Consider the following 21,206-nt stretch of genomic DNA (forward strand, 5'->3'; position numbering starts at 1 on the left):
ACAACACTCCTGTTGGTCCGGCCTTCAGGCGGGTTCACGTCCCTGTGAAACCTGCATTCAGTCGATACGTTTGGCGGACTTGATATAGACCGGATCGGCCGGCACGTCGCGCATGCCTTTTTTCATGGTGGTCGGTGAGTTGACGATCTGGTCGACCACTTCCATACCTTTGGTCACCTTGCCGAACACGGCATAGCCACGGTCACGGCCTGGGTTGAGGAAGTCGTTGTCGGCCACGTTGATGAAGAACTGGCTGGTGGCCGAGTTCGGGTCCGAGGTGCGGGCCATGGACAGGGTGCCGCGGGTGTTCAGCAGGCCGTTGCCGGCTTCGTTACGGATCGGATCCTGGGTGTTCTTCTGCACCATCTGGTCGGTAAAACCGCCGCCCTGGACCATGAAGCCCGGGATCACGCGGTGGAAGACGGTGTTGTTGTAGAAGCCGCTGTCGACGTACTGGAGGAAGTTCTTGGTACTGATCGGCGCCTTCTCGGCATTCAACTCGATTTCGACCTGACCGAAGCTGGTGTCCAGCAACACGTGGGGGGTCTTGTCGGAGGCCATGACGCTGGTGGCGAAGGCGACCGAGCAGGCGGTGAGCAGGAGTTTTTTCAGCATGGGCTCAAAGATCCTTGAGAGGTGGAGGCGGCTGCAAGGAACTGCAGCAGGGTCTGGTTGAAGACCTCGGGTTGATCGAGGGGCGTAGCGTGCCGGGAATCGTCGATGACTACCAGCCTGGCCTGGGGCATCAGGGCGACGTAGCGCTTTTTCAGTTGTATCGGCGTGTAATCGTGGTCGGCGGCGATCACCAGGGTGGGACAGTGAATCTGCCCGATGCGTTCCTGCACGCCCCAATCGACGATGGCGTCGAAGCTCTTGAGGTAGGCGCGCTTGTCGTTGCGCGCCCAGCGCTGGGCCATCTTCTGGCGCAGGTCGGCTTGCCCGGGTTTGGGGAACAGGCGTTCGGCCAGGCCTTTGCCAACGGTCTCGACGCTGAGCAGGCGTGCCAGGCCCCAGCGCTTGGCCCACCAGATCCAGTCGCTGCGGGTGCGGCGCTTGACCTCGGGTGCGCTGTTGACAATGCACAGGCTGCGCAGCCACTGCGGATGGTCGACAGCGAACTGGAACCCGACCATACCCCCCATCGACAGGCCGACGAAGTGCACCGGGCCGCACTGCAGGTGTTCAAGCAGGGCCAACAGGTCTTCGCTGAAGGTGGCGATCTGGTAACCGTCGCGGGGCTTGTCGGAGCGGCCGTGGCCGCGGTTGTCCATGAGGATCACCCGGTAATGGCGGCTCAGCAACGGTACCTGCAGCTCCCAGTCCTGGCTACTGGAACCCAGGCCATGCAGCAGCACCAAGGGCTCGCCCTGGCCATATTCCTCGTAATGCAGTAAGCATCCTTCGTGTTCGAAATAGGCCAAGGGCGCGGTCCTCTCAGGCTTGTGGGGGGGCTGCGAAGGGCACGTCCAGAGGCGCGGTGTCGAAGTTGCGCAGCAGGTCGATAAGAATCTGCGTAGCCGGGCCCAGGGTCTTCTCTTTGCTCGAATAAAGGTAGAACAGTGGATGGCGGCTGCCACCCTGATCCAGCGGCAACGGCTTGAGCACACCTTCACGCAGTTCGCGTTCGATCATGTGCTGGGGCAGCCAGGCAAAGCCCAGGCCACTGCTGACGAAGGTGGTGGCGGTGCCCAGGCTACCGACCGTCCAGCGCTGCTCGGCACCCAGCCAACCGACATCCAGTGGCTGCGCGCGCCCGGAATCGCGGATCACCACCTGTAGCTGGCTTTCCAGGTCCTGGAAGGTGATTTCCCGGCCCAGGCGGTGCAGGCTGTGTTCGGGGTGGGCAACGGCGATGAATTCCACTGCGCTCAGTTCGGCACCCAGGTAGCCGCCGATGCTGTAGCTGCTGATGGCCAGGTCGGCGATGCCTTCGCGCAGCACTTCCTCGACGCCAGACAGCACCTCTTCGCGCAGGCGTACCCGGCAGCCACGGCTCTGCGGCATGAACGCACTCAAGGCACGGACCAGCCGGGCGCTGGGGTAGGCGGCGTCGACCACCACGCGCACCTCGGCTTCCCAGCCTTGTTCCATGTGATGGGCAAGGTCTTCGAGCTGGCTGGCCTGCTTGACCAGGTGGCGCGAACGGCGCAGCAGCACGTTGCCCGCCTCGGTGAGCACCGCCTTGCGGCCATCGATACGCAGCAACGGAACACCGAGCTGCTCTTGCATGCGGGCGACGGTGTAGCTGACCGACGACTGCGAACGGTGCAGCGCCTCGGCGGCCTGGGCAAACCCGCCGTGGTCGACCACTGCTTGCAGCGTTCGCCACTGATCAAGGGTTACGCGCGGCGCTTTCATCTTTCGCTCCTGTTGTCCTAAGCTGCGCTCTTCCAAGGAGAGCGCCCCATGAAGAAATGTTGTGCGGCAATACTGATGTGCCTGCCCCTCGGGGCCATGGCTTATCCCATCGATGTGGAGAAGCAACTTGACGGGGTCAAGCTCGACTACACCGCCTACGACACTGCCTACGATATTGGCGCCATCACCCTCAACAACTACGGGCAAGTGCCGGCGGCCTGCAAGGTGACGTTCCGCAACGGCCCGGAAGCGCCGCGGGTGCGCCGGGTGAACGTACCGGCCGGTAAAAGCGTCGATGTCACCGCCAAGTTCAATCGCCAGATCATCAAATTGCGGATCGGCGTGAACTGCTCAGCGGAATAAACTGATTAATCGATTGATTAAACCCACTTTTTACGCTTTTTTATCGATAGGTCAAGCCTTAATCTCACCTCCATCGAATCGCACCCTTTTTGCCGATGGAGGCACCCATGTCCCGCGTACTGATCATCGAAAGCAGCGCCCGCCAGCAGGATTCCGTTTCCCGTCAACTGACCCGCGACTTCATCCAGCAATGGCAGGCGGCGCATCCGGCCGATCAGATCAACGTACGTGACCTGGCCGTGACCCCGGTGCCCCACCTGGATGCCAACCTGCTCGGTGGCTGGATGAAGCCCGAAGAGCAGCGCAGCGCTGCCGAACGGGAAGCGCTGGCCCGCTCCAATGAACTCACCGATGAACTGCTGGCGGCCGACGTGCTGGTGATGGCAGCACCGATGTACAACTTCACCATCCCCAGCACCCTCAAGGCCTGGCTGGACCACGTGCTGCGCGCCGGTATCACTTTCAAGTACACCCCGACCGGCCCACAAGGCCTGCTGACCGGCAAGCGCGCCATCGTCCTGACCGCCCGCGGCGGCATTCATGCCGGTGCCACCAGCGACCATCAGGAACCGTACCTGCGCCAGGTGATGGCCTTCATCGGCATTCACGATGTGAACTTCATCCATGCCGAGGGCCTGAACATGAGCGGCGACTTCCATGAGAAGGGCATCAACCAGGCCAAGGCCAAACTGGCTGCGGTGGCCTGAGCGTCAACGAATTCCCAACCCTGACACCTGTTTTTGCTCCTTTGGGTGTACCTGCCCGGCCTGATGGCCGGGCTTTTTTATGCCTGGGATTTCTCGGTTGCTTGTGCCGGCCTCTTCGCGGGCACAGCCCCCACACTTCTCATGGTTGAACTGACGCGCCGCAACCCGCTAAGGTCGCCGCCTTGATCCACGAGAGGCAACCATGGGCTACCTGATTATCGTCGCGCTGATCCAGGCGTTTTCCTTCAGCTTGATCGGCGAGTACCTGGCCGGGCACGTCGACAGTTACTTTGCCGTGCTCGCCCGGGTGCTGCTGGCGGGCCTGGTGTTTCTGCCGCTGACCCGCTGGCGCCAGGTCGAGCCGCGTTTCATACGTTCGATGCTGCTGATTGGCGCGCTGCAGTACGGCATCACCTATGTCTGCCTGTACCTGAGCTTTCGCGTGCTCACCGTGCCGGAAGTGCTGTTGTTCACCATCCTCACGCCGTTGCACGTCACCCTGATCGAAGATGCCTTGAACCGGCGTTTCAACCCTTGGGCGTTGCTGGCGGCGCTGGTGGCCGTGGCGGGTGCCGCGGTGATCCGCTTCGACAGCATCAGCGGCGAATTTTTCATGGGCTTCCTGTTGCTGCAGCTGGCCAACTTCACCTATGCGGCCGGCCAGGTGCTGTACCGTCACCTGATCGCCCGAAACCCCAGCGACCTGCCGCACTACAAGCGTTTCGGCTACTTCTACCTGGGGGCCTTGATCGTCGTGTTGCCGGCATTTGTGCTGTTCGGCAATGCCCAGCACCTGCCGAGCACCGACGTGCAATGGCTGGTGTTGCTGTTCCTCGGGCTGTGCCCGACCGCGCTGGGCCTGTACTGGTGGAACAAGGGCGCATGCCTGGTGTCCGGGGCGACGCTGGCGGTGATGAACAACCTGCATGTGCCGGTGGGGCTGTTGCTCAACCTGTTGATCTGGAACCAGCACGAGCCACTGGGGCGGCTGCTCATCGGCGGGGCGGTGATTCTGGCGTCGGTGTGGATGAGCCGATTGGGCAGCCGCACGGAAGCAGCGCTGACTCGCAAGGCCTGACATGCATACCATCTTCGTCATCGTCGCGCCGATCTTTGCCCTCATCCTGGTGGGCTACCTGTGTCGTCGCGCCAATAAGCTCGGTGACAAGGCCGCAGCCGAAATCAACAAGATGGTGGTCTGGCTCTGCCTGCCGGCCTTGCTGTTCAAAGTGACCGCCACGGCGACCTGGAGCGAGATCTGGCACCCAGGCTTCATCGTGGCGTTTGGTGCCGGGGCGCTGGCGATGTTCGTGATCACCCTGGGGTGGCGCCTTTACAGCGGCCATGGCCTGGCTGCGGCGAGTATCGATGGGCTCAGCGCCGGTTATGCCAATACCGGGTACATCGGGATCCCGCTGTGCGTGCTGCTGTTTGGCGAGCCTGGGCTGCAGCCGGCGCTGATTTCGTCGCTGATCGTGGTCTGCCTGGTGTTTGCACTTTCGCTGACGCTGATCGAAATCGGCCTGCAGGAGGAGCGGCAGATCGGTCGCGCCATGCGGGTCGTGTGCAAGGCGCTGGCGAAGAATCCGCTGGTTATTTCGCCGCTGGTGGGGGCTGCCTGGGCCATGTCTGGTTTGGGATTGGCAGAGCCGGTGATGCATTTTCTCGACATGCTGGCCCTGGCGACCACCCCTTGTGCGCTGATTTCTCTGGGGGCGTTCCTGGCCGAGAAACGGGGCACGGGGCAGGCTAGCCCGTGGCCACTGGTGGGGCTGAAACTGGTCGGGCAACCGGCGTTGACCTGGGTGCTGGCGTTCAAGGTGTTCAGCCTGCCGACCATGTGGGCGGCGTCGGCGGTATTGTTGGCGGCGCTGCCGACGGGGACCGGGCCGTTCATGCTGGCTGAGTATTACAACCGCGAGGCGGGGCTGATTTCGCGGACGATCCTGTTTTCCACGGTGGCTTCGCTGCTGACCTTGACCGGGTTGTTGTACCTGCTGGGTTATGCGGGGTAGTGGAGAGCCTCTTCGCGGGGCGAGCCCGCTCCCACAGGTTCACCGCTTATCCTGAGGCAGCGCTGTACCTGTGGGAGCGGGCTTGCCCCGCGAATGGGCCGCAAAGCGGCCCCAGCAATCTCAAGCCTCGCTCAATTCTTCCAAGCGGTGCGGCACTCGCCCCGCCAACCCCACCCGCATGTCATTGCCACTCGGCTGCTGATACAAGCTCAAGCCAAACTCCGGCAACACCGCCAGCAGATAATCGAAGATATCGCCCTGGATCCGCTCGTACTCCGCCCACACCGTGGTCGTGGTGAAGCAGTAGATCTCCAGCGGCACCCCTTCGGCGGTGGTCTGCATCTGCCGGACCATGCACGTCATGCCCTGGTGCACATTGGGGTGGTTCTTCAGGTAGGCCAAAGCAAACGCGCGGAAGGTGCCGATATTAGTCAGCTTGCGGCGGTTGGCGGACAGCTCGGCCACCGGCCCCAGCGCTTCGTTCCAGTTCTGCAGCTCCTGGCGCTTGCTGGCCAGGTAGTCACCGAGCAGGCGCACCTGGGTCAGGCGTTGTTCCTCTTCGCGGGTCAGAAAACGCACACCCGCCGCGTCGATGAACAGGCTGCGCTTCATGCGCCGGCCGCCCGACTGCTGCATGCCGCGGTAGTTGCGGAACGATTCGCTCATCAAGCGCCAGGTCGGGATCGAGACGATGGTCTTGTCGAAGTTCTGTACTTTCACCGTGTGCAAGGTGATGTCCACCACATCACCATCGGCGCCCACCTGGGGCATTTCGATCCAGTCGCCCACATGCAGCATGTCGTTGCTGGTCAGTTGCACGCTGGCCACGAATGACAGCAGGGTGTCCTTGTAGACCAACAGCAGTACCGCCGACATTGCACCCAGGCCCGACAGCAGCAGCAACGGCGAGCGGTCGATCAGGGTGGCGACGATGACGATGGAGGCGAAAATCCACAACATCATCTTGGCCAGTTGCACATAGCCCTTGATCGAGCGGGTGCGGGCGTGCTCGGTGCGGGCGTAAATGTCGAGCAGGGCATCCAGCAGGCAGGACAGTGCCATGGTCATGAACAGCAGGGTGAAGGCCAGGGCGACGTTGCCAAGGAAGTGCTGGGCCGTGTCGGACAGCTCCGGCACCAGTTTCAGGCCAAACTGCAGCACCAGCGACGGTGTGGTCTGGGCCAGCCGGTGCAGGACTTTGTTGTGGCGAAGGTCATCCAGCCATTTCAGCGCCTGTTGGCGAGCCAGCAGGCGGGTGCCGTGCAGCATCAGAAAGCGCGACAGGCGGCCGACCACCAGCGAAATCAGCAGCAGTACGGCCAGGCCGATGGCGGCGTGGAGCATGGGATGTTGATCGAGGGTGCCCCAGAGGTCGAGGGAGTCACGCCAGATTCGTTGGATATCCATGGGCTTGTGAACGGTCTGTATTGCCAAACGAAGCGCCATTAGAGCGCGGATGCCGATAAAGTTGCCAAAAGAAATTCGGCTATGGCGGCAGAAAACGTTACCCTATGCAACTGAATTTCCCGCACTTGCCTGAGGTTACCTCCGTGTTTTCCCAATTCGCCCTGCACGAACGCCTGCTTAAAGCCGTGGCCGAGCTTAAATTTGTCGAGCCGACCCCGGTGCAGGCAGCGGCCATCCCCCTGGCCCTGCAAGGGCGTGACCTGCGTGTGACCGCGCAGACCGGCAGTGGCAAGACCGCGGCATTCGTCCTGCCGATGCTCAATCGCCTGGTTGACCTGAGCGGCCCACGTGTGGAAATCCGCGCGCTGATCCTGCTGCCTACCCGCGAGCTGGCGCAGCAGACCCTCAAGCAGGTGCAACTGTTCTCCCAGTTCACCTACATCAAGTCTGGCCTGGTTACCGGTGGTGAAGACTTCAAGGAACAGGCCGCCATGCTGCGCAAGGTGCCGGACGTGCTGATCGGCACCCCAGGTCGCCTGCTTGAGCAGCTCAACGCCGGCAACCTGGACCTGTCCCATGTGCAGGTAATGATCCTCGACGAAGCCGACCGCATGCTCGACATGGGCTTTGCCGAAGACATGGAGCGCCTGTGCAAAGAGTGTGAGAACCGTGAGCAAACCCTGCTGTTCTCTGCCACCACAGGCGGCGCGGCGTTACGCGACATCATTGGCAAGGTGTTGAAAGACCCTGAGCACCTGATGCTCAACAGCGTCTCGCAGCTGGCCGAAGGCACCCGTCAGCAGATCATCATGGCTGACCACGACCAGCACAAAGAAAAGATCGTCCAGTGGTTGCTGGAAAACGAGACCTACCAGAAGGCGATCATCTTCACCAACACCCGTGCCCTGGCCGACCGTATCTATGGTCACCTGGTGGCCAAGGACGTGAAGGCCTTCGTACTGCACGGTGAAAAGGACCAGAAAGACCGCAAGCTGGCCATCGACCGTTTCAAGCAGGGTAGCTCCAAGGTGCTGGTAGCCACCGACGTTGCGGCCCGTGGCCTGGATATCGACGGCCTCGACCTGGTGATCAACTTCGACATGCCACGCAGCGGTGACGAGTACGTGCACCGTATTGGCCGTACCGGCCGTGCGGGGGGCGAAGGCCTGGCGATCTCGCTGATCACCCACAACGACTGGAACCTGATGTCGAGCATCGAGCGCTACCTCAAGCAGCAGTTCGAGCGCCGGGTGATCAAGGAAGTGAAAGGCACCTACAACGGGCCGAAAAAGGTCAAGGCTTCGGGCAAGGCTGCCGGTACCAAGAAGAAAAAAGTCGAGAAGAAGTCGGGTGACAAGAAGGCTGGCGCCAAGCGCAAGCCGACCGCCAAGCCAAGGGCCAACGCACCGCTGGCCAGCGCCGATGGCATGGCACCGCTGAAAAAGCGCGCGCCTGCGGCTGAGTAAGCCAGTTGCAGCCCTGTCGTCGCCTTGCCGGCGATAGGGCCTTCACCACCCGTACGTCAGTCCGCTTTCTTCTCCGCTGTTTTCAATTCCTTGATCCGCGTATCGATCAACTGGCACTTGTCCGGTAGGTCTTTGCTCGCCGTCCCCAGCTCCATACCCTGCAGCTCGTCGTTGATCTCCTTGGCCTTCTGCGGGTTCTGTTCGGTCAGCTGGCTGACCAGCCCGGCCAGTTCTTCGCGCTTCTGAGTGGCCTCTTCTGGCGTGCAGGCCCAGGCGGGCAGGGCGCAGAACAGGGTAATGGTACCGATGATTTGCAGCGACGGTTTCATCCTTCATACCTCCGGTATTGGCGATGCCTGGTGGAGGGCCGAGGATGCGTTGAAGTTCAGCCTCGACGACCGGCGGGCTCGGCAACCCGCGGGCGCAATACAACCAACGTTGTCAGTGTGCAAGGTGAGGTTTTGCCGTCATGTCTATGCCCAACGCCTTCATGACTGCGAGGAACGATTTAAGGGTCGGATTGCCGTGTTCGCTGAACGACCGGTAAAGTTGCTCACGAGACAAGCCAGTTTCTTTCGCCAGATCGCTCATCCCTTTTGCACGAGCCACCACGCCAACGGCTTTGGCCACGTAGCTGGCGTCACCCGTCTCCAGCGCATCGGACATGAATTGTGCGATGGCTTGCGGAGTGGTCAGGTAATCGGCCGCATCGAACTCAAAAAATGTTTCAGTCATTTTGCATCCTCCAGGAGCGCAGGATTTCGTGAGCCGCTTTGATGTCCCGCCGCTGGCTGCTCTTGTCCCCGCCGCAAAGCAGTATTACTAAGGTATCGCCCGCTTGGTGAAAGTACACCCGGTAGCCCGGGCCATGGTGAACTCTGAGTTCACTCACTCCGTGGCCAACTGCCGAGACGTCTCCAGGAAGTCCCTCCATCAAACGGTTGATACGAGCAATGATCCGGATACGCGCCATTTCGTCCCGGAGCCCATGCACCCAATGTCTGAAACTGCTGGATTCGATCTTCTTCATTGGGTGAATGTAGTTTATAAATCACACTTGGCTAGCGCATCAAATGGTTTCTGTTTTTTTCTGAACACGACTCGCCGCAGGCAGGTCCCAACCTGTGTACCCCTTCCGTCCACAGCAGGAGCCTGCCGCCATGAGCACCACCTACGACTGGGACTTGATCGAGCGCTTGCTGCATGAAGTGCAGAACAGCGCCGGTCACAGCTTCACGCCACGCCCCTATGCCGAGCAGCACGCTGCGGCTCTGGCCGCCAAAGGCCAGCCGATAGGCGATCTGGACCACCTCAAGACCCGCGCCTGCGAATACGAAAAGCTGCTGTTCGAGCGCGGCTTTATCGAGAGCCGGCCCGATGAAGAGGGCGGCAACGGTGAAAACTTCGTCCTCAGCGAACGCGGATCACGCCTGTTGAGCCTGATCGACAGCAGCATTCCTGGCTTTGAGCACCCACGCCTGGTTTTGGATGAACAAGCCGATGCGCTGGATGAAGCGACGTTTGAACAGGTGTCATCCAAGGCGCAGATTGCTTGAGGTCGTTTTGAGGGTGGCACGGGCGGGCATGGAAACCCGATAATCGGTAATTCCTGAAAACTGCCGAGCTGACGCCCATGCCAATGACTACCCGAAAGGCCCGCCCATGAGCGCGGCCCGGAAGAACCCCGACGCCTTTGCTTTCCAGGTCATGCTTGGGTTGTGCCTGATCTGGGGCTGCCAGCAGGTGCTGATCAAGACGGCCGCTGTCGACATCGCGCCGGTGATGCAGGCTGCCTTGCGTAACTGCATCGCCGCCGTGTTGGTGGGCCTGATGATCTGCTGGCGCGGTGGTTGGGAGCAGGTGGGCAGCACCTGGCGTGCCGGGCTGTTGGCGGGCGGGCTGTTTGGCGTGGAATTCCTGTTCATCGCCGAAGGGCTGAAGCTGACGTCGGCAGCGCACATGTCCGTATTCCTCTACACCGCACCCGTTTTCACGGCGTTGGGCCTGCACTTCATGCTGCCCAGTGAGCGACTGCGGCTGTTGCAGTGGTTGGGGATCTTGCTGGCCTTCGGTGGGATTGCCACGGCGTTTGCCGGGGGTATGTCGTTTGAAGAAATGGACAGCCGCACCTTGCTGGGCGACGCCTTTGGCGTTGTGGCAGGGCTGGCCTGGGGCGCGACGACCGTGGTAGTGCGCTGTTCGCGGCTGTCGGAAGCACCGGCGACCTTGACCTTGTTCTATCAGCTGGCCGTCGGCTTTGCCGGGCTGCTGTTGATTGCCTTGCTCAGCGGCCAGATCGGCGCGGTGTCGCTGACGCCGTTGGCGGTCGGCAGTGTGCTGTTCCAAGGGATCGTGGTGTCGTTTGTCAGCTACCTGACCTGGTTCTGGTTGTTGCGCAAGTACTTGGCGTCGAACCTCGCGGTGTTCTCGTTCATCACGCCGCTGTTCGGCGTGACGTTCGGGGTGCTGCTGCTGGATGAGCCTCTGAGCGTGAACTTCGTACTCGGGGCAGTGATGGTACTGCTTGGGGTGATCCTGGTGAGCGCCGAGCCTTGGGTGAAGCAGCAACTGCGCAAATGGGTGGGGTAACAAGTGCCTCTACACCGATTGCGCATCAGCTGAGTTTTGCGCCAGGCAGCTGGGGTTGGCATGGCCTCCCGCCAGCACCAGCACCCCGGCTACGGCCAAGCCACTCGCTGCCAGCAGCAAAGCCGGCTGTAAACTCCCTGTGTAGTGGTTGCTGACCGTCGCCAACAACGGCCCACTCAGTTGGCCGAGTGCAAAGCACGCCGTGAGCAGCCCCGCATTACGCTGCGTCGCATGCGGCGCCAGTTCCCGCGAACGCTGCATCACCAGCTGCATGCAGGCCAGGAACGGCGCACCGCAAAGCACCACGCCCAACCCCAGGCCAAGGCCACCGCCCATCAGGCATGCCAGCACGCCCAGCCCTTGCAGCCACAGGGTGGCAGTCAGCCAGGTAGAGGTGCGGCCGGCTCGGCGCACGCTCACCAGCAGCACGCCCAGCGCGGCTGCCACACCAAAGGCAGGCCAGAACAGGTCGGCCATCCATTGCCCCTGAAATTGCTGGTTGGCCATCTGTGACAAGAAGGTGGCCGGCAGAATGTAACCGACGCCGTACAACGCATAGACCAGCCCAAGGCGAGCGATGCCGACATTTCGCGTTGTGCCTCGCTGCACAGTCGCCGGGGCAATCGCTAGCGCCTGCGGCTGTGGCAACCAACGCCCCACCGCCAACAGCATGATCAGCGCAGCGCTGGCATAAATCAGCCACAGGGCTGCCGAACCCAGCCCCAGCACATGCGCACCGAGGGCCAACAGACCCGTAACGGCGATACCCAGGCCTGGGCCGGCGAAAACCAGGGCACCCAGGCGCTGGCGATTGTGTGCACTGGCAACGTGCTGGCTGAGGCTGGTGATCATCACCAGTACCCAGGCGCTGGCCACGCCTGTGCCAAAGCGCAGCAGCAGGTGGGGCCAGAAGCCATCGGCGGCCCATGAAGCCAGGGTCAACAGTACGCACAGCCACAGGCCGCCGTGCAGGCGCAGACGCACCTGGGCAGGTTTGCGAGCGAACATGGCATCCACCGCACCCAGGAAGTAACCGAGGTAGTTGGCTGCCGCGACCAGTCCGGCGGCCGTGAGGTCAAACTGGCCTTCAGCGATCAGCTGCGGCAGTTGCGGGGTAAGGGCGAAGCGACCTATGCCCATGGCCATCATCAGCGCCACGGCGCTGGCCAGCAGGTGTATCAGCGGCGACATGGAGGCACTCCTGCAGATTTGTTGGCGATGGATGGCAGGTTAGGGGGCTTTTATGTTCAATAAAATTGAATAATGATGAGGAAGTTGTTCTGTTTTGGAGAATGTTATGGAGTTCAGCCAGCTGCGCATCTTCCAGGCGGTGGCCGAGGAAGGTTCCGTCACCCGCGCCGCCGAGCGCCTGCATCGGGTGCCGTCGAACCTGTCGACACGCTTGCGCCAGCTCGAAGAGCAATTGGGCGTAGAGCTGTTTTTGCGCGAGCGCCAGCGCCTGCAATTGTCGCCGGCGGGCAAGGTGTTGCTGGACTACGCCAATCGCCTGTCTGCCCTGCGTGACGAGGCGGTGGCAGCCATACAGGGCGGCCAGCCGGCCGGGGAATTCGTGCTGGGCACCATGTACAGCACCGCAGCCACTCACCTGCCTGCATTGCTGGCGCGTTATCACCAGGCGTATCCGGCGGTGAACCTGCAGGTGCGCGCAGCGCCCAGTGGCGAGTTGTTCGAGGGTTTGCTCAGCCATGGCCTGGACGCGGCATTGGTGGACGGCCCGCCGAGCCTGGCCGGGCTGGACGGTGTGCCGCTGTGCGAAGAGCAGCTGGTGTTGATCACCAGCCCCGAGCACCCGCCCGTGCACACGGCAAAAGATGTGGCAGGCAAAGCCGTGTTCACCTTCCGCCAGGGCTGCTCGTACCGGATGCGCCTTGAGGCCTGGTATGCCCACGCCCATACGCCGATGGGGCGGGTGATGGAGATCGAGTCCTACCAGAGCATGCTGGCCTGCGTGATTGCTGGCGCGGGCGTGGCCATGATGGCGCAGTCCATGCTCGACAGCCTGCCTGGGCGCGACCGGGTGCGGGTTCATCGGCTGCAGGCGCCGTTCGATCAGGCGGTGACCTGGTTGATGTGGCGCCAGGGCATGCGCGGGGCAAATTTGCAGGCGTGGATCGATCTGCAACAAACCGAAACGATAAACCAGTCGTCGGAATGCGGCGTTTCGCCTTGATCCGCGTCAAAATGGCCCCTATCTCTAGGAACAGATGCATGCGTAATACAGGACATCGGGCTATGATCTGTATGAAACATCACTGGATTGATTGACCGTGAGGCTGACCCGTCAAGGGGGCACTATGAAGAAACCACTGTTCAACTGGCTCCACGACTTGGCTGTCGCACTGGGGTTGATTCCACCGCCCTTGCAGCCGGTGCCGATCCCGACTGATGAAGAGCAGCGCAAGCGCCAACCGCGCCGTCGCTGACATGACAAAGGCCGCCGCATCATTGCTGATGCGGCGGCCTTTTTGTTGCTGCGGATCGTCAGTCTTGGGTAGCGGTATCAGGCCAGCTTCATCGCTGCCACCGATTTACGCGACATCAGGCTGACCCCCACGAAGCTCACCAGGCCGATCGCCAGGCTGTAGTAGATCGGCGTGTTGGCTTCCAGCCCATCCTTGAACATGAACAACAGCGCGGTAGCAAAGCCCAGCGACATGCTGGCGATTGCACCTGCGGTGGTGGCGCGTTTCCAGAAGATCGCACCGATCAACGGGATCAGCATGCCGCCGACCAGCAGGTTGTAGGCCAAGGTCAAGGCGTTGATCACATCGTTCACCACCAAAGCGATGCCCAGTACCACCAGGCCCGTGAGCAGGGTGAACAGGCGGCTGATGCCCAGACTCGATTGCTTGCCGCCACGCAGCTTGGGCAGCAGGTCTTCGGTCAGGGTGGTGGACGCGGCCAGCAGGCCGGCGCTGGCGGTGGACATCATGGCTGCCAGGGCCGCCGCCATCAGCAGGCCGCGAATGCCATCGGGCAGGGTGCTCTTGATCATCTCGGCAAAGGCATTGTTCGGGTTGGCCAAGTCCGGCATCAGCACGTGCGCGGCCATACCGATCATGGCGCAGGCCAGGCCGTACACCACGCAGTAGACACCTGCAGTGGTACCGGCACGTTGGCAGACCTTCTCGTCACGGGCAGTGAATACCCGCTGCCAGATGTCCTGGCCGATGAGGATGCCGAAGAAGTAGATCAGGAAGTAAGTGATGATGGTGTCCCAACCGATGGAGGTCAGTTGGAAGCTTGCCGCTGGCAGTTTGGCCACCAAGGTGTCCCAGCCGCCGGCTTTGTACAGGCAGACTGGCAGCAAGATGAACATCAGGCCGACGGTCTTGATGACGAACTGGACGATGTCGGTCAGGGTCAGCGACCACATGCCACCGATGGTCGAATAGAGCACCACCACGCCACCGCCGAGCAGCAGCGACATCCAGAACGGCAACTCAAGCAGTACCTGCAGCACCGTTGCCATGGCCAGGGTCGAGGTGACGCCGATCATCAGGGCGTAAGCCAGCATGATCACCGCGCTGGCCTGACGTGCCATGGGGTTGTAGCGCCGCTCCAGGACCTGGGTCACGGTAAAGATGCGCAGGCGCAGCAGGGGTTTGGCGAGGAACAGGTTGAGGGCGATGATGCCCAGGCCCAGGGCTGCGCACAGCCAGAAGCCAGAAATGCCGTGGACATAGCCCAGGCGCACGGTGCCGACGGTGGACGCACCGCCCAGTACGGTGGTGGCCATGGTGCCCATGTACAGGGTCGGGCCGAGATTGCGCCCGGCCACCAGGTAGTCTTCGTGGGTTTTCGCACGCCGCATGCCATACCAGCCAAGGCCGAGCATGCCGGCGGTATAGATCATTACAACAATGATGTCCAAGGCCATTGGGAGTCTCCCGATTATCTTTATTATGGCGAGATCGACCGCGCGGGCTTAGCGCCACCCGGCGGTCTTGTCTTGTGTTGACGGGCCTCAGTGGCCCTCCCTCATGGCTCCTGCCGGGGTATAGCGATCAAGCGGTGCCGTGCGGTGTGGCCAACTTCAGCGACGCACGACGCCCGGCAGCACGCAGAGCATTTCGAACAGCAGGTTGGCGCCGAGCAGCGAGGTGTTGCCGGTGGTGTCGTAAGGCGGGGAGACTTCGACAAGGTCACAGCCGATCAGGTCCAGGCCGTGACAGCCGCGAATGATCTCCATCGCCTGGATCGTGGTCAAGCCCCCGATTTCAGGAGTGCCGGTGCCTGGCGCCCAGGCAGGGTCGATGCCGTCGATATCGAACGACAGGTACACCGGGCCACCGCCGACCTTTTCGCGGACTTCGGCCATCAGCGGTTCCAGCGATTTGTGCCAGCATTCTTCGGCCTGGACTACACGAAAGCCCTGGCGACGGCTCCAGTTGAAGTCGTCGGCGGTGTAGCCCTGGGCGCGCAGGCCGATCTGCACCACGCGGTCACAGTCGAGCAGGCCCTCTTCCACGGCGCGGCGGAAGGTGGTGCCGTGGGCGATCTTTTCGCCGAACATGTGATCGTTGACGTCGGCGTGGGCATCGATGTGCACCAGGCCGATCTTGCCGTGCTTTTTGTGCAGGGCACGCAGGATCGGCAGGGTGATGGTGTGATCGCCGCCCAGGGTCATCGGGATGACATTGTGCTCGACGATTTCATCGTAGGCTTCTTCGATGATGCGCACGGCGTCGAGCAGGTTGAAGGTGTTGATGGCCACGTCACCGATGTCGGCTACCGACAGCGAGTCGAAAGGCGCGGCCCCGGTGGCCATGTTGTACGGGCGGATCATCACCGATTCGGCGCGGATCTGCCGTGGGCCGAAGCGGGTGCCAGAGCGCAGCGAGGTGCCGATGTCCAGGGGCACGCCGATGAACGCGGCATCGAGGCCGGCGGCGCTTTGCAGGTGGGGGAGGCGGAGCATGGTGGCGATGCCGCCGAAACGCGGCATTTCGTTGCCGCCCAGTGGTTGGTGGAGAGTCTTGTCCACGGTGGGCCTCATCAGTCGGTCGATTGTTGTGTTTGTTCGAACCTGTGCCGCGGCGCGCCTGTTTGCTTTGGTTGTGCCGGCGGGCAGGACATTTCGGCCGAGTTTGCTCAAGGTAGTGCACGGGAAGAATCGCTACCGGCAAATACTTACTTCAGGAATTTCTGAACTAATACCCCGCAACCGGTTAGACTTCACGCATTTACCGTTGTGGAATTGTTGCACCATGGCCTCGACCCTGCCTGATCTGAAACTCCTGCGCATCTTCGTCAGCGTGGTGCGCCACCAGGGCTTCGCCAACGCCCAGCGCGAGTTGAACCTGTCGACGTCGGCCATCAGCACCTACATGAGCCAGCTGGAAGGCGGGCTGGGTATTGTTCTTTGCCACCGGGGGCGCGGGGGGTTCAGCCTGACCAGCAAGGGCGAGCTGTTCCATCAGGAGAGCCTGCGCCTGCTGGCCGAGCTCGATGGCTTCGAGCAATATGCCGCGGCGCTCAAGGGCGAGCTGCGCGGCACACTTAACCTGGGCGTGATCGACTCCACCGTGGGTGATCGCGCACTGCCGCTGGCCGAAGCCATCGGCGCTTACAGCCAGGAGCACCCGGCGGTGCACCTGCACCTGTCGGTGTCCAGCCCCTACGAACTGCAACTGGGTGTACAGGACAACCGCCTCGACCTGGCCATTGGGGCGTTTTCCTCGCGCATGAGTGGCCTGGTCTATCAACCGCTGTACCGGGAGCAGCACTGGTTGTATTGCAGCAGCCGCCACCCCTTGTTCGCCGAACGGCGCATCCATGAGCAGGTGGTGACTCAGCAGCGCATGGTCGGTCGCGGCTACTGGAGCCAGGCAGAGCTGGCCCGGCATGGCTTCAAGCACAGCGCGGCGACCGTCGAGAGCATGGAGGCGCAGCTGATTCTGATACTGTCCGGTGCCTACATCGGTTACCTGCCAGAGCATTATGCCCAGGCGTGGGTGGAGAAGGGCGATTTACGGGTATTGTCGCCGTCGACCTTCGGTTACCAGGCGCCATTTTCGCTGATCATTCGCCGTGGTCGTAGCCGCGAGCCTTTGATTCAGACCTTCCGCGACTTGCTCAAAAGTCAGCTCAACGTCGGCTGATGCACACCAGGTTTATGCATTCCGTCGGGATGGGCTCAATTCCTACAGGACTTGACCGCTAACCTGATAGCGCTCTGCTAAACATCAACGTGCGCTGAAGATCCCCCCTATTTCATCCTGCAAGGATTGCCCAAGATGCGCATGAATTTGCCCGTCACTGAGCACGAAAGAACCTTTTCCAGCGAACAACGCCTGATTTCCACGACGGACCTCAACAGCCGCATTACCTACTGCAATGACGCTTTCGTGGCGATCAGCGGTTTTACCTACGACGAACTGGTTGGCCAGACCCACAACCTGGTGCGTCACCCCGACATGCCGCCGGCGGTCTTCGGCCACATGTGGGACACCATCAAGCAAGGCAAACCCTGGATGGGCGTGGTCAAGAACCGCGCCAAAAATGGCGATTACTACTGGGTCAGCGCCTATGTCACCCCGGTGTATGAGCAGGGCAGGGTCAGCGGCTATGAGTCGGTGCGTTCGGTGCCGACGCGCGAGCAGATTCACCGCGCCGAAGCCCTGTACGCGCGGTTGCGTGCCGGCCGTTCGCCGGTATCCTGGGCGGCGCGGCTAGGGCATGAATTGGGGCACGGCTGGCCGCTGATTGGCGCGGGCCTGCTGTCGGCGGCAAGCTACCTGTGGCTACCGCCCTATGCGGCCTTGGGGGTATTGATGGCCAGCTTGTTGCTGGCCTGGTACCTGGTCGAGCATCAGCACAGCCAGGCCATTCGGCGCACACTTGGCGAGCACCCAAAAGCCTTCACCAGCCCGTTGGTGGCGTTGACGTACAGCGACAATCTGGGCCTGCAAGGCCAGCTGGACCTGGCCATCCTCAGCGAAGAGGCACGCTTGCAAACTGCCTTGACCCGCCTGGTGGACGCCGGGGTCGGGGTGAAGTCGCGGGCGGCGCAGTCGGCCGACCTGTCCGACGCCCAGGCGCAGATGCTCGACCGCCAGCGCAGCGAAACCGACCAGTCCGCCACGGCGATCGCGCAGATGGCAGCGACCATTCAGGAGGTCACCCATAACGTGCAAAGCACCGCCCATGCCGCAGGTGATGCCGACCAGTTGGCGCAGCAAGGCAGTGAGTTGGCCCAGCAGAGCCTCAAGGCGATGGGCAGCATGAGTGATGCGGTCAACGATATAGGCCAGGCCGTCAACGCCTTGGCTGAACAGACCCAGTCGATTGGCAGTGTGGTCGACACGATCACCTCGATTGCCGACCAGACCAACCTGCTGGCGCTCAATGCTGCCATCGAGGCGGCGCGGGCCGGTGAGCAGGGTCGCGGGTTTGCCGTGGTAGCCGATGAGGTGCGTTCACTGGCCCAGCGTACCCGTGCCTCGACCGAGGAGATCCATCAGATCATCGCCTCGCTGCGGGCGGGGGCTGAACGGGCGGTCAGTACGGCTACCCGTGGCGAGCAAATTTCCCGCGACAGCGTACACAGTGTCGAAGCGGTGCAAGCGGCGTTGACCGGCATTGCCCAGGCGGTTAGCCGGATCACGGGCATGAGCCAGCAGATGGCGACGGCTTCGGAGCAGCAAAGTCATGTTGCCGAAGACATCAACCAGCAGATCGTCAGGATTGCACAGCTGTGCGATCAGAGCGCCGGGCAGGCCAGGCAGGGGGCGGAAATTAGCCAGGACCTGGAGCGCATGGCGGAGTACCTGCACAGCCTGGCGGAGCGTTTCAACCGCTAACTTCGAGCCTATCCCACAAGGATGTGGGGCTTTTCTGCAGGGCTATGGCACACTGCGCCCGGTAAGGAGAAGCCGATGTCCAGACCCCGCTGCGAGCGCTGCCAGCGCCCGCTCGATCACTGCCTTTGCCCACTGATCCCCTCGCTCGACAGCCGCACCCGCGTGGTCCTGCTGCAGCACCCCAGTGAAAGCGCGCACGCCCTGAATACCGCCCGCCTGGCCGCCCTTGGCCTGGTCAATGCCGAGTTGCGCATTGGCGAGGTGTTCGAAGACCTCGTTGAGTTGCTGCAGACGCCAGGCTACCGGCCGGTGCTGCTGTTCCCAGGCGATCACGCCCAGGTGCTGACGGTTTATGGTGAGGAGGATGACAGGCCCTTGCTGTTGATCGTGCCTGATGGCACCTGGCGCAAGGCACGCAAGCTGCTGTACCTGAACCCATTGCTGGAGACATTGCCGCGTGTGACGCTGGCGGCGGTTGCGCCTTCGCGCTACCGGCTGCGCAAGGCGCCGGAGCCGGGGGCGTTGTCGACCATCGAGGCGGTGGTCGAGGCGCTGAACGTGCTGGAGCAGCCGTTCAGCTTCGATGCATTGCTCAAACCCTTCGAAGCCCTGATCGAGGGGCAGATCAAGGCCATGGGCGCCGAGACGTTCCAGCGCAATCACGGCACCCGTTAAGGCCAATGGGGTCGCTGTGCGACCCATCGCAGGCAAGCCAGCTCCTACAGGTTTGCGCGGATCTAACCCCAGGAGGCTGGCAATCCCCCTACGGTTAAATCAACGCATCTCAGGCAGCTGTGCGTCGGTCTTCACTTCATTGCTGGCAATGGCTTCCGGCGGCAGCGAGATACGTTGCTTGCTCAGCAACTCGCCCATGGTTGCCAGAACCCGGTACATCGAGAACTCCTCGGTGTAGCGCACTTCGGTGTAGCGGCGATCGGCGTTGTACAGTTCGTTCTCACTGTCGAGCACGTCGAGCAGGGTGCGTTGGCCAAGGCCGAACTGATCCTGGTAAGCGGCACGTACACGCTTGGTGGTCTCGGCGTATTCACGCGCCGTCGGGGTCTGCTTGCGCGCGTTGTTCATGGCGTTCCAAGACAGGCTCAGGTTCTCGGTCAGCTCGCGCAGCGCGTTGTTGCGGATGTCCAGTGCCTGGTTGATCTTGTGGGCATCGGACTGCAGGCGAGCCTTGTCGCTGCCGCCGCGGAACACGTTGTAGTTGAGCTCGACACCGGCCTGCCAGTCATTGTTGCTGTGGCCCTTCTCGCCGCCTAGGTTGTTGTTGGCACCTGTGGCCAGCACGGCGTCCAGACGTGGGTAGAAGGTCGACTTGGCCACTTCGTATTGCTGCTCGGCAGCGTTGACGTCGGCCTGGGCGGATTTGATGTAAGGGTTGTTCTGGCGCATGCCTTCGCGCGCATCGTCGAGGGTGCCAGGGATCTCTACCTTGATCGATTGCGGCCCTTCCAGTTCATCGGGGTGTTTGCCGATGACGCTGAAGAAATTGGCCTCGGCATCGGCCAAGTCGACTTCGGCGGTGTCCAGGTTGTTTTCTGCCAATGCACGGCGGGCGCGGGACTGATCAAGGTCGGCGGTGCTGCCGACGCCGCGCTCGGTGCGCAGGCCGATCTGGTCGTTTACCCGCAGGTGGGCTTGCAGGTTGTTCTTGGCCAGCGTCACCAGCTCACGGCGCTTGAGTACCTCGAGGTAGACCTCCACCGCGCGCAGGGCAACATCCTGGGCGACTGCCTGGGTGTAGTAGGCGCGAGAGGTGGCGACCGCCTCGGTGCGGCCTACTTCGTTCGAGGTGTTGAAGCCGTCGAAGAGCATCTGTCGCAGGCGCAGCTCCGACTGGGTGTAGCTGAGGGTGGCTTTGTCGTGGTTGCGGGTACCGTCGGGGTTGGAGCCGCGGGTATTGAGGTTGTCGGAACGCTGGCGACCATAACCTGCGACCAAGTCCACGGAAGGGTAGTAACCACCACGCGCGAATTTCACGTCTTCATCGGCAGACAACTTGCTGTTGCGGTTGGAGCTGATCTGCGGATGGTAGTCCACGGCGCTCTGGACAGCCTCGGTAATCGACATCGCCTGTACGTTGGCACACGCCATGGCCAACAGTAATGCACTGGTGATGGGGTTCAAAACGCGCATGGGTACCTCTCCCTGATCCTAGAATAAGTCCTGCTTGTCGCCAAAAAAATGACGATATATTTATCATGCAAACCGTGTCAGGTTTTTAACAACGAAGCTAAGAACATTCAATCAAAGATGTAAGAAGATTTTCTCATAACAGTTAATTTTATTTGACCTATTAGATCTAAGGGTGGGCGAGGAATGGTTCAAACCAGGCAATTTGAAAGCCGCTGAAAGTCTCGTTTTTCATGGTTTACAGAGGGTTCCAGAACTTTTGCAGCTAAAAAAAAGCCTGGATAGGCCAAAGAGATATTTGGCGACAAAATATTGACGATCCGGGATTTT

General features: G+C 61.7%; 23 protein-coding genes. 12 read left to right on the forward strand and 11 right to left on the reverse strand.

The features are described from left to right. Positions 1 to 57: 57 nt before the first annotated feature. From OGV19_RS03085 to OGV19_RS03095, 3 genes are read right to left on the reverse strand one after another with little or no spacing between them, the layout of a single operon-like run. Positions 58 to 615 carry a peptidylprolyl isomerase gene (locus OGV19_RS03085; protein WP_264312083.1) on the reverse strand — a complete coding sequence of 186 codons (558 nt, stop codon included), beginning with the start codon at positions 613 to 615 and terminating at the stop codon, positions 58 to 60. Then, positions 609 to 1,421, reverse strand: coding sequence for an alpha/beta fold hydrolase (locus tag OGV19_RS03090; protein ID WP_264312084.1), 813 nt, complete (start codon positions 1,419 to 1,421; stop codon positions 609 to 611). The genes OGV19_RS03085 and OGV19_RS03090 overlap by 7 nt, the downstream gene beginning before the upstream one ends. A 13-nt stretch (positions 1,422 to 1,434) precedes the next feature. Next, on the reverse strand, positions 1,435 to 2,358 hold the full coding sequence (locus OGV19_RS03095; protein ID WP_264312085.1) for a LysR family transcriptional regulator: 924 nt from the start codon (positions 2,356 to 2,358) through the stop codon (positions 1,435 to 1,437). Positions 2,359 to 2,406: 48 nt separating this feature from the next. On the opposite strand from OGV19_RS03095, the gene OGV19_RS03100 reads away from it, so the two are divergent. The 4 genes from OGV19_RS03100 (at position 2,407) to OGV19_RS03115 (ending at position 5,443) form a co-directional block, all read left to right on the forward strand. Beyond that, the gene (locus OGV19_RS03100) at positions 2,407 to 2,721 is read left to right on the forward strand and encodes a 3-phosphoglycerate kinase (RefSeq protein WP_264312086.1); all 315 of its coding nucleotides are present in this window, start codon (positions 2,407 to 2,409) and stop codon (positions 2,719 to 2,721) included. Between the two features lie 107 nt (positions 2,722 to 2,828). After that, positions 2,829 to 3,428 (forward strand): FMN-dependent NADH-azoreductase, encoded by a 600-nt coding sequence (locus OGV19_RS03105; RefSeq protein ID WP_264312087.1) that lies wholly within the window; start codon positions 2,829 to 2,831, stop codon positions 3,426 to 3,428. A 202-nt stretch (positions 3,429 to 3,630) separates the two neighbouring features. After that, positions 3,631 to 4,506, forward strand: coding sequence for a carboxylate/amino acid/amine transporter (locus OGV19_RS03110; RefSeq protein WP_264312088.1), 876 nt, complete (start codon positions 3,631 to 3,633; stop codon positions 4,504 to 4,506). A 1-nt stretch (position 4,507) separates the two neighbouring features. After that, positions 4,508 to 5,443, forward strand: a complete 936-nt coding sequence (locus tag OGV19_RS03115; RefSeq protein ID WP_264312089.1) for an AEC family transporter — start codon at positions 4,508 to 4,510, stop codon at positions 5,441 to 5,443. Positions 5,444 to 5,563: 120 nt separating this feature from the next. On the opposite strand, the gene OGV19_RS03120 is transcribed toward OGV19_RS03115, so the two are convergent. Continuing rightward, positions 5,564 to 6,850 (reverse strand): mechanosensitive ion channel family protein, encoded by a 1,287-nt coding sequence (locus tag OGV19_RS03120; protein ID WP_264312090.1) that lies wholly within the window; start codon positions 6,848 to 6,850, stop codon positions 5,564 to 5,566. 104 nt (positions 6,851 to 6,954) lie between these two features. Between OGV19_RS03120 and OGV19_RS03125 the strand changes: the two genes are divergently transcribed. After that, the gene (locus OGV19_RS03125; protein ID WP_264312091.1) at positions 6,955 to 8,316 is read left to right on the forward strand and encodes a DEAD/DEAH box helicase; all 1,362 of its coding nucleotides are present in this window, start codon (positions 6,955 to 6,957) and stop codon (positions 8,314 to 8,316) included. A gap of 56 nt (positions 8,317 to 8,372) precedes the next feature. On the opposite strand, the gene OGV19_RS03130 is transcribed toward OGV19_RS03125, so the two are convergent. The 3 genes from OGV19_RS03130 to OGV19_RS03140 form a co-directional block, all read right to left on the reverse strand. Beyond that, the gene (locus OGV19_RS03130) at positions 8,373 to 8,645 is read right to left on the reverse strand and encodes a hypothetical protein (RefSeq protein ID WP_264312092.1); all 273 of its coding nucleotides are present in this window, start codon (positions 8,643 to 8,645) and stop codon (positions 8,373 to 8,375) included. Positions 8,646 to 8,757: 112 nt separating this feature from the next. Next, positions 8,758 to 9,051 (reverse strand): addiction module antidote protein, encoded by a 294-nt coding sequence (locus OGV19_RS03135; RefSeq protein WP_027593133.1) that lies wholly within the window; start codon positions 9,049 to 9,051, stop codon positions 8,758 to 8,760. Further along, on the reverse strand, positions 9,044 to 9,346 hold the full coding sequence (locus tag OGV19_RS03140) for a type II toxin-antitoxin system RelE/ParE family toxin (protein ID WP_264312093.1): 303 nt from the start codon (positions 9,344 to 9,346) through the stop codon (positions 9,044 to 9,046). The genes OGV19_RS03135 and OGV19_RS03140 overlap by 8 nt, the downstream gene beginning before the upstream one ends. A gap of 130 nt (positions 9,347 to 9,476) precedes the next feature. On the opposite strand from OGV19_RS03140, the gene OGV19_RS03145 reads away from it, so the two are divergent. Next, positions 9,477 to 9,872, forward strand: a complete 396-nt coding sequence (locus tag OGV19_RS03145) for a transcriptional regulator (RefSeq protein ID WP_264312094.1) — start codon at positions 9,477 to 9,479, stop codon at positions 9,870 to 9,872. A 106-nt stretch (positions 9,873 to 9,978) separates the two neighbouring features. Further along, on the forward strand, positions 9,979 to 10,905 hold the full coding sequence (locus OGV19_RS03150; RefSeq protein WP_264312095.1) for a DMT family transporter: 927 nt from the start codon (positions 9,979 to 9,981) through the stop codon (positions 10,903 to 10,905). A 9-nt stretch (positions 10,906 to 10,914) separates the two neighbouring features. Here OGV19_RS03150 and OGV19_RS03155 read toward each other — a convergent pair whose 3' ends face one another. Continuing rightward, positions 10,915 to 12,096 (reverse strand): MFS transporter, encoded by a 1,182-nt coding sequence (locus OGV19_RS03155; protein WP_264312096.1) that lies wholly within the window; start codon positions 12,094 to 12,096, stop codon positions 10,915 to 10,917. A gap of 106 nt (positions 12,097 to 12,202) precedes the next feature. Between OGV19_RS03155 and ptrR the strand changes: the two genes are divergently transcribed. Together ptrR and OGV19_RS03165 are read left to right on the forward strand one after the other, a co-directional pair. Further along, complete coding sequence (gene ptrR, locus OGV19_RS03160) at positions 12,203 to 13,096, forward strand: putrescine utilization regulator PtrR (RefSeq protein ID WP_264312097.1); 894 nt, start codon at positions 12,203 to 12,205, stop codon at positions 13,094 to 13,096. A 124-nt stretch (positions 13,097 to 13,220) separates the two neighbouring features. After that, positions 13,221 to 13,349 carry a PA1414 family protein gene (locus OGV19_RS03165; RefSeq protein WP_256214945.1) on the forward strand — a complete coding sequence of 43 codons (129 nt, stop codon included), beginning with the start codon at positions 13,221 to 13,223 and terminating at the stop codon, positions 13,347 to 13,349. Positions 13,350 to 13,426: 77 nt separating this feature from the next. Here OGV19_RS03165 and OGV19_RS03170 read toward each other — a convergent pair whose 3' ends face one another. Both OGV19_RS03170 and speB read right to left on the reverse strand, forming a co-directional pair. After that, on the reverse strand, positions 13,427 to 14,806 hold the full coding sequence (locus tag OGV19_RS03170; protein WP_264312098.1) for a sodium:solute symporter family protein: 1,380 nt from the start codon (positions 14,804 to 14,806) through the stop codon (positions 13,427 to 13,429). Positions 14,807 to 14,962: 156 nt separating this feature from the next. Further along, positions 14,963 to 15,913: an agmatinase gene (speB, locus tag OGV19_RS03175; protein WP_027593127.1), complete on the reverse strand. Its 951-nt coding sequence runs from the start codon at positions 15,911 to 15,913 to the stop codon at positions 14,963 to 14,965. A 223-nt stretch (positions 15,914 to 16,136) separates the two neighbouring features. Here speB and OGV19_RS03180 point away from each other — a divergent pair, with 223 nt between their 5' ends. From OGV19_RS03180 to OGV19_RS03190, 3 genes are all read left to right on the forward strand, one after another. Then, complete coding sequence (locus OGV19_RS03180; RefSeq protein WP_264312099.1) at positions 16,137 to 17,030, forward strand: LysR family transcriptional regulator; 894 nt, start codon at positions 16,137 to 16,139, stop codon at positions 17,028 to 17,030. A 135-nt stretch (positions 17,031 to 17,165) separates the two neighbouring features. Next, complete coding sequence (locus tag OGV19_RS03185) at positions 17,166 to 18,731, forward strand: methyl-accepting chemotaxis protein (protein ID WP_264312100.1); 1,566 nt, start codon at positions 17,166 to 17,168, stop codon at positions 18,729 to 18,731. A 75-nt stretch (positions 18,732 to 18,806) separates the two neighbouring features. Next, positions 18,807 to 19,406, forward strand: a complete 600-nt coding sequence (locus OGV19_RS03190) for a tRNA-uridine aminocarboxypropyltransferase (RefSeq protein WP_264312101.1) — start codon at positions 18,807 to 18,809, stop codon at positions 19,404 to 19,406. A gap of 99 nt (positions 19,407 to 19,505) precedes the next feature. On the opposite strand, the gene OGV19_RS03195 is transcribed toward OGV19_RS03190, so the two are convergent. Then, the gene (locus OGV19_RS03195; RefSeq protein ID WP_264312102.1) at positions 19,506 to 20,879 is read right to left on the reverse strand and encodes a TolC family outer membrane protein; all 1,374 of its coding nucleotides are present in this window, start codon (positions 20,877 to 20,879) and stop codon (positions 19,506 to 19,508) included. Between the last annotated feature and the right edge of the window lie 327 nt (positions 20,880 to 21,206).

Source organism: Pseudomonas putida (assembly GCF_025905425.1).
GTDB lineage: Bacteria > Pseudomonadota > Gammaproteobacteria > Pseudomonadales > Pseudomonadaceae > Aquipseudomonas > Aquipseudomonas putida_AF.

Excerpts from the sequence above, each read along its gene's own strand:
- OGV19_RS03095 (WP_264312085.1), bottom strand. The coding sequence starts at position 2,358 with ATGAAAGCGCCGCGCGTAACCCTTGATCAGTGGCGAACGCTGCAAGCA.
- ptrR (WP_264312097.1), top strand. The coding sequence starts at position 12,203 with ATGGAGTTCAGCCAGCTGCGCATCTTCCAGGCGGTGGCCGAGGAAGGT.
- OGV19_RS03105 (WP_264312087.1), top strand. The coding sequence starts at position 2,829 with ATGTCCCGCGTACTGATCATCGAAAGCAGCGCCCGCCAGCAGGATTCC.
- OGV19_RS03140 (WP_264312093.1), bottom strand. The coding sequence starts at position 9,346 with ATGAAGAAGATCGAATCCAGCAGTTTCAGACATTGGGTGCATGGGCTC.
- OGV19_RS03185 (WP_264312100.1), top strand. The coding sequence starts at position 17,166 with ATGCGCATGAATTTGCCCGTCACTGAGCACGAAAGAACCTTTTCCAGC.
- OGV19_RS03100 (WP_264312086.1), top strand. The coding sequence starts at position 2,407 with ATGAAGAAATGTTGTGCGGCAATACTGATGTGCCTGCCCCTCGGGGCC.
- OGV19_RS03120 (WP_264312090.1), bottom strand. The coding sequence starts at position 6,850 with ATGGATATCCAACGAATCTGGCGTGACTCCCTCGACCTCTGGGGCACC.
- OGV19_RS03190 (WP_264312101.1), top strand. The coding sequence starts at position 18,807 with ATGTCCAGACCCCGCTGCGAGCGCTGCCAGCGCCCGCTCGATCACTGC.
- OGV19_RS03085 (WP_264312083.1), bottom strand. The coding sequence starts at position 615 with ATGCTGAAAAAACTCCTGCTCACCGCCTGCTCGGTCGCCTTCGCCACC.
- OGV19_RS03155 (WP_264312096.1), bottom strand. The coding sequence starts at position 12,096 with ATGTCGCCGCTGATACACCTGCTGGCCAGCGCCGTGGCGCTGATGATG.
- OGV19_RS03165 (WP_256214945.1), top strand. The coding sequence starts at position 13,221 with ATGAAGAAACCACTGTTCAACTGGCTCCACGACTTGGCTGTCGCACTG.
- OGV19_RS03125 (WP_264312091.1), top strand. The coding sequence starts at position 6,955 with ATGCAACTGAATTTCCCGCACTTGCCTGAGGTTACCTCCGTGTTTTCC.
- OGV19_RS03130 (WP_264312092.1), bottom strand. The coding sequence starts at position 8,645 with ATGAAACCGTCGCTGCAAATCATCGGTACCATTACCCTGTTCTGCGCC.
- OGV19_RS03195 (WP_264312102.1), bottom strand. The coding sequence starts at position 20,879 with ATGCGCGTTTTGAACCCCATCACCAGTGCATTACTGTTGGCCATGGCG.
- OGV19_RS03180 (WP_264312099.1), top strand. The coding sequence starts at position 16,137 with ATGGCCTCGACCCTGCCTGATCTGAAACTCCTGCGCATCTTCGTCAGC.
- OGV19_RS03115 (WP_264312089.1), top strand. The coding sequence starts at position 4,508 with ATGCATACCATCTTCGTCATCGTCGCGCCGATCTTTGCCCTCATCCTG.
- OGV19_RS03110 (WP_264312088.1), top strand. The coding sequence starts at position 3,631 with ATGGGCTACCTGATTATCGTCGCGCTGATCCAGGCGTTTTCCTTCAGC.
- OGV19_RS03135 (WP_027593133.1), bottom strand. The coding sequence starts at position 9,051 with ATGACTGAAACATTTTTTGAGTTCGATGCGGCCGATTACCTGACCACT.
- OGV19_RS03170 (WP_264312098.1), bottom strand. The coding sequence starts at position 14,806 with ATGGCCTTGGACATCATTGTTGTAATGATCTATACCGCCGGCATGCTC.
- OGV19_RS03150 (WP_264312095.1), top strand. The coding sequence starts at position 9,979 with ATGAGCGCGGCCCGGAAGAACCCCGACGCCTTTGCTTTCCAGGTCATG.
- OGV19_RS03145 (WP_264312094.1), top strand. The coding sequence starts at position 9,477 with ATGAGCACCACCTACGACTGGGACTTGATCGAGCGCTTGCTGCATGAA.